This window comes from Sphingobacterium sp. 1.A.5, from assembly GCF_002734235.1.
GTDB lineage: Bacteria > Bacteroidota > Bacteroidia > Sphingobacteriales > Sphingobacteriaceae > Sphingobacterium > Sphingobacterium daejeonense.
The window spans coordinates 88,203-95,214 of sequence record NZ_PEBA01000007.1 but is presented as its reverse complement, the minus strand read 5'-3'; the positions used below and the strand labels follow the sequence as shown (position 1 = coordinate 95,214).

The window sequence follows — 7,012 nt, the reverse complement described above, 5'->3', positions numbered from 1 at the left end:
TGTCACGCGAGCCCATCCATATCCTATGAATATTTGACGCCGGAACGATGCCGTCCCGGCGTGTCATGCGGTGTTAATCCGGATTTCTCCGGGCTATCCCCCTGATATGGGCAGGTTGCTCACGCGTTACGCACCCGTGCGCCACTCTCACCGGAAGTAGCAAGCTACTCCCGGATCCCGTCCGACTTGCATGTATTAGGCCTGCCGCTAGCGTTCATCCTGAGCCAGGATCAAACTCTCCATTGTAAAATGAAGTGTAAGACCGTGACTATTCATAATAAATAGAAACGTCTTGTTTTAATGTTTTCCTCCCGCTCCGGGATACCTGAATTGATTTATCTTGTATATCTTTTCAGCGTATGCTTCCTTGCGGAAACTCCGCTGCGCTACATGATCATTTAAAGAACTTTTCCCGCCTCCGCTTCGCGCTTCGGCCTTATGTCGTAAAGTACACTGCTGTACCTTCAAACTGTCATTTCCGTTGGCTCCGGGCGTCGCGCCCATCGCCGTTTCCCCTGGTTGGGACTGCAAAGGTAGGAGCTTTTTTCGAATCCGCAAAATTTATTTTGAAATAATTTTCGCGGCCCCTTTTCGGCTTCCCGTGCCGGCATCGTGCCGCCCCCGGTGTCGCCCGTCCTTCCCCCTATTTCAGTGGCGTTTCCGCCGTCCCTCCCTTGCGGAGTGGTGCAAAGATAGGGACATTTGCACATTACTTCCAAGACCACGGCACAACATTTTTTGCCCAAGGGCCGTAACTCGCTATGCCATTGAAAGATAATTTTTCGGCCGGGCGGCAGATTACCGGCACCCGGGTGCGCCAGCGGGGGAAAGCGCGCCCCCCGGCCGACCCCGGCGGGCACGGGAACGGAAAGGCGGGGAGGGGGAAGTAAGGGCGGCCGGTGGGGACACCGGCCACGGCGGCCTTTTTGATCTCCTTCCACTCTCCGTCCACTCTCCTTCCACTCTCCTTCCACTCTCAGTCCTCTTTCGTTCGCACCTCGTTCGGACCTCGTTCGGGTGTTTTCCGAAGCAGCTCCGAACAAGGTCCGTACAAGGTCCGAACGAGAGACGAACAAGAGTATACCGAGAAAGGAACGAGAATAAAAGGAAAGTCAAAAGGAAAACATGGAGGTTACCGAGTCATAGGAGTGCCGAGTTTTGAGAGTGCCCGGTCAAAAAAAATGGGAGAGCTAAGCTCTCCCATTCCATCTATTTTATTTACCCATTTATTGCCATCCACCACCAAGGGCTTTATAGAGAACAACTTGATTAAGCATTTTCTCTTTATTGATTTCCACATCAGTGACCTGTGCTTCGATCAACCCTTTTTGCGCTGTGATGATGTCCAGGTAGGTGACCCGTCCTGCTATAAACAATTCTTCTGCAGCACCAATAGAAGATTCAAGTGCTACAACTTGGTCTTTCACATGTACCGAACGGTTTTCAATGGCATCCTGTGTTGTCAATGCCAAGGAAACTTCATTGACTGCATTTAAGACCGTTTTTTCATATTCCAAGAAACTGATGCCGTAGGATGCTTTCATGCGTTCATATTCCGACTTCAATTCTCTTTGTCTAAAGATTGGCATCGTAATCCCTCCGAACAGACCATAAGTCACTGACTTGTCCAGACTGAATAGCTTGTCGAGACTAAAGGACTGCAGACCTAAATGGGGGCTAATGGCAACCGTAGGCAAGAATGCCAAACGTGAAGATTCCAATTCATGATAATCGGCTTTCATGTCCATACCAGCTTTGCGGATATCCAAACGATTATTCAAAAGGTCATCAAGATTACCAACAGACAAGTCCTGGAACAGCATTTCCGAACCAATGACATTGCTGCTTCTGGCAATTGGCTGATACACTCGGCCCAACAGCGTATTGATCTGGTGTTCATAGGCCAATATTTCTTGTTCGGCATGTGCGCGATTAGCTTTGGACTCAGATAACAGCGACTTAAACTGCTGCACTGCCAATTCATCAGCACGACCAGCTTCCTTTTGAGCTTCAATAATTTCAAGAGCACGCTCATGGAGTTTAATATTCTCTCCATAGACTTTAACTTTCTCATCCAGGCTGATCAATTCGTAGTAAGCAGAGGCTATACTAGAGATCAGCTCGGTCTCGATCAGTCGCTTCAGCTCACTTTCAGACATCAACTGCAAGAATGCTGCTTCTCTACGGTTCCTCAGCTTGCCCCATAAATCAAGCTCCCAAGAAGAACGAACGCCCACAAAGTAATCAGGGACAAAAGGCTCAGGGAGTTTCTCATCATCGGTTAAGTTTTCGGAAAAATTAGAGTCATAATTACCTATTCCGGATTCCGTATAATGGCCGTATTTCCTCAAGCCACCTTCTACCGCAGCATCCAGTGATGGATACAATGCCGATTTACGGAACCTAAAATTAGCTTGTGCCATTTCGATCCGGTGGATTGCTTGACGCACATCCATATTGTACAGCATCGCAGAATCGATCAGAGAGATCAGCTGTGAATCTGTAAATACATCTTTCCAAGGTAAGGTCGCTATAGAGTTTGTATCGTTCAAAACCTGCTCAGTTTGGCTGCCAAGTTCAGGCGAGATTTCTTTCTGCGCTGCTGTTTTTGGAACCGAACAAGAAGCCACAAGGAACAAAAGAATTACAGAGACAACTGCTACTTTACTTGCTTGCTTGATTTTCTTTTTCTTTTCACGTTTTGAGAAAAGTACTACTAAACCCGGAATAACGATTACACCGATGATAGTACCGATAACCATACCTCCTACAGCTGCAGAACCAATGGTTCTATTACCGATTGCCCCTGCTCCACTTGCCAGCATCAACGGGATCAAACCTGCAGCAAATGCAAATGAAGTCATTAAAATCGGACGTAAACGCGCAACAGCACCTTCTATAGAAGCAGTTAATACATCCATACCCTGTTTTCGTTTTAGGTTAGCATATTCAACAATAAGAATTGCGTTCTTACCCAATAAACCGATCAGCATGACCAGGGATACCTGCGCGTAGATATTGTTCTCCAGCCCGAAGACTTTTAGGAACAAGAATGCACCGAACAGTCCTGCTGGCAAACATAAAAGAACCGGCATTGGCAATAAGAAACTTTCGTATTGCGCAGCCAAAAGCAAATACACAAAGACCAAACAAAGCAGGAAGATATAGGCAGCTTGATTACCGGAAATCTTTTGCTCGCGTGTCATACCAGACCATTCTATAGCATAGCCTTGTGGTAATTCAGCGGATATTCTTTCAACTGCTTCAATAGCTTGCCCCGAACTGAACCCAGGCGCAGCCTGACCGGTGATCATTGCCGAAGTAAACATATTATAACGTGTGATCTGCTCTGGGCCATAAACTCGTTCCATCGTCATAAAAGATGAGTAAGGAACCATCTCTCCTTCTTCAGTCTTAACATATAGGTTCAATACATCTTCAGGACGCTGCCTTGCAAACGCATCAGACTGCACCATCACCTTGTACATTTGACCATAGCGAATAAAGTTGGTAGCATACAAACTACCCAATAAGGTCTGCAAGGTATTCATGGAATTCTCTACAGAGATACCTTTCTTTGCTGCCAGGTCATAGTCGATCTTCAGCATATATTGAGGGAAGTTTACATCGAAAGTCGTACTTGCACTCTCGATAACTTCGTCTTCGGTAAGTTTTGAAATAAATTCATTTACGACTTCGTTGGTTTGAGCTAAATCCTCATTTCCGGATCTATCCAATAGCCTCAACTCAAATCCTGATGAGTTACCGAATCCTGGCACCGTTGGTGGTGGGAAAAATTCAATTTCAGCATCAGCAATATGAGCAGTTCGCTCACGAAGGATTTTCATGACATCATCTACAGATTCTTTACGATCATCCCATTGTTTCAGGTTGATCATACCCATACCGTAGGATGCACCAGATACTTCCGTCACGATACTATAACCTGCCAAGATAGATACGGTTTCTACCATATCCAGCTCTCTAGAGATGGCATCCACTTCATTTAGAACAGCTTCAGTACGGTCTACTGTAGCGCCCGGAGGCGTAGTTACAGCAACATAGATCATACCTTGATCTTCAGTTGGGATAAATCCGGAAGGTAGGATTGCTGCGGAACCCCAAGTTGCAATGAACATAATAACTAACCCTAATAAAGTGATTATGCGACGACCTGCAATCTTTGAGAGCAATCCTTTGTACCCTCCAGAAATTCTATCATATACTTTGTTGAAACCTCTAAAGAAGCGGTCCAACAGTCCGTTTCCGGGTTTCTTATCGTGTGGTGAACGTAGGATAATGGCACATAGTGCTGGTGTCAATGTCAATGCGTTGATACCTGAAATCACAATTGCAGCCGCAAGTGTCAACGAGAACTGCCTATAGAAAATACCCACAGGTCCCGAAAGGAAAGCAACAGGTACGAATACCGCTGACATTACCAACGTAATAGCAATAACTGCCGATCCTACTTCATCCATTGCGGCCAATGTAGCTTCCATAGGAGAAAGATGTTCTTCCTCCATCTTGGCATACACGGCCTCGACGACGACAATACCGTTGTCGACGACAATACCTATGGCTAAGACGAGTGCGAATAAAGTCAATAGATTGATGGAGAAACCCATCATCTGCATAAAGAAAAGTGAACCGATCAAACACACCGGTACGGCAAGGATTGGAATAATGGTTGCTCTAAAATCCTGAAGGAAAATAAACACGACCAAGAATACCAAGATAAAGGCTTCCACTAAAGTCACCAATACACTTGAAATAGAAGCATTCAAGAATCGAGAAACATCATAACCCATAGTATAGGTCATTCCAGGAGGGAAAGTAGCATCTTTTAATTCTGCCATTCGATCCTTAACACGTTGGATTACTTCCTGAGCATTTGAACCTGGCAGCTGCTTGATCATAATTGAAGCAGAAGGTCTACCATCTGTTTTTGAAACCATTTCATAATCCAAGGATCCAAATTCTACATCTGCAATATCTTTTACACGGATAATTGACCCATCAACATTGGCACGGATTGGAATATTTTCATATTCGCTGATCTCTGTAAATTTACCAGGATAACGCAGTACATATTGCTGCATGTTGACTGTTTTATCCGAGCTGATCCCTGTCTGACCAGGTGCCGCTTCGATATTCTGTCTACGTAATGCAGTAACTAATTCCTCTGTGGATATGGAATATGCCGATAATCGATCTGGCTTAACCCAGATACGCATTGCATAATCCTTCATTCCCATGATCTGTGCAAACCCAACTCCTTCGATACGTTTTAATTCCTTAAGGATGTTGATATCGGTAAAGTTGTATATAAATCTTTCGTCAGCAGTCTCGTCATCTGTATACAAATTCAGATACATCAACATACTGTTCACTTCTTTTTCTGTGGTTACACCAGCTTTGATAACTTCTTCAGGTAATTCGTCCAATACGGTTGTTACCCTGTTCTGCACGTTTACCGCAGCAATATCTGGGTCTGTACCCACTTCAAAGAAGACCTGAATCAACGTGTTACCATTATTGGTAGACACTGAACTCATGTAGGTCATTCCTGCTACCCCATTAATAGCTTTTTCCAATGGGATAGCTACAGCATTTGTACTTACTTCGGCATTCGCACCAGTATAGTTTGCTGTTACAACGACAGATGGAGGTACGATATCAGGGAACTGGGTGATGGGCAAGGTGAACAATGCCAAGACACCCAAAAGGGTAATAAAGATCGAGATGACCAATGATAGCACTGGCCTCTTAATAAATTTTTCAAACATGTATGGCTTCTCCCTCCTTAGTTTTTAACCATTTTTGGTTGAATAACCATACCATCACGAAGTGTTTTAGCACCTTCGTACACCACCTTAGAATCTGCTGGCAATCCGTTTTCAACAACATAATAATGTCCAACACGTTGGCCAGATTGAAAAGGAGTCATTTTAACAGTGTCACCTTTTAAGGTATATACATATGCTTTATCCTGGATTTCAAAAACTGATTTTTGGTGAACTAACAATAAGTCTCCAGTCTGAACAGGCACACCGATCCTTCCTGTTGCACCGTGTTTTAATAATCCTTGTGGGTTTTGGAATCTAGCCCTCAAAGATATTGAACCTGTACTTGCTTCAAATCCACTTTCCACGATTTCAGCAATGCCCTTTGTTGGATAAAGAAATCCATTGGCCAAGATCAATTGCACTTCTTTTTTGAAATTATTCCTGTTGAATGACGAATCAGAAGCAATTCCCAAGTATTCTTGTTCTGAGATATCAAAGTAAACATTCATATTGTTTATGTCGGAGATGGTAGTCAATAAAGAACCTTCTTCCAACAAAGACCCTTCTTTCAGTTGAATCCTATCAATTCTTCCATCAAAAGGTGCGCGGATTTGAGTGTTTGCCATACGCGTTCTCGCTTGGTTCAAAACAGCCTCAGCTTCACCGACCTTTGCTCTTGCTGCACGATGCTGTACCTTCAACAAATCATATTCTGTAGAACTTACGATATTTTTTTGAACCAATTTTTGGGTTCTTTCCATTTCCAATTCTACTTTTTTAACTTCTGCTTCCGCACTGCTTACCGCAGCCTGTGCTTGGGCAAGGTCAGCGCGATATTCATCGGCTACCAAAGAGAACAAGACCTGGCCTTTTTTTACAAAAGCACCCTCATCGACAAAGATCCTGTCCAAAAAGCCAACTAAACGAGAGCGCAATTCTACGTTTCGTTGGGACTGGATATCTGCGATATATTCTTTGTAGACTACTGTGTCCAATTGGACCAGATTAGTTACAGGTACGACTTTTGGCGCCTCGGCCGTTGTTTTTTCGTTGCTTGTTGCAGTACAAGACGCAACAAATAGTGCACAACCTACTACCGGAAGTAGTATGTTTTGTTTTTTCATAGCAAAAATAAATGTGGTATATAAATAAAATAGAATACAATAGTGTATTTAGCTCAGCTATATGCATAGCAAAGCCATCACTTCTTGCCTAAGAAGCGT

The 7,012-nt window shown here is 44.0% G+C and carries 2 protein-coding genes and 1 rRNA gene; all 3 read right to left on the bottom strand.

Going from position 1 to position 7,012, the window contains the following annotated elements:
- Nucleotides 1-246: ribosomal RNA gene (locus tag CRT24_RS05475) — 16S ribosomal RNA — on the bottom strand; the annotation flags it as partial.
- Between the two features lie 980 nt (nt 247-1,226).
- On the bottom strand, nt 1,227-5,789 hold the full coding sequence (locus CRT24_RS05465; protein ID WP_099370241.1) for an efflux RND transporter permease subunit: 4,563 nt from the start codon (nt 5,787-5,789) through the stop codon (nt 1,227-1,229).
- A gap of 17 nt (nt 5,790-5,806) precedes the next feature.
- Complete coding sequence (locus CRT24_RS05460; RefSeq protein ID WP_099370240.1) at nt 5,807-6,913, bottom strand: efflux RND transporter periplasmic adaptor subunit; 1,107 nt, start codon at nt 6,911-6,913, stop codon at nt 5,807-5,809.
- Nucleotides 6,914-7,012 lie beyond the last annotated feature (99 nt).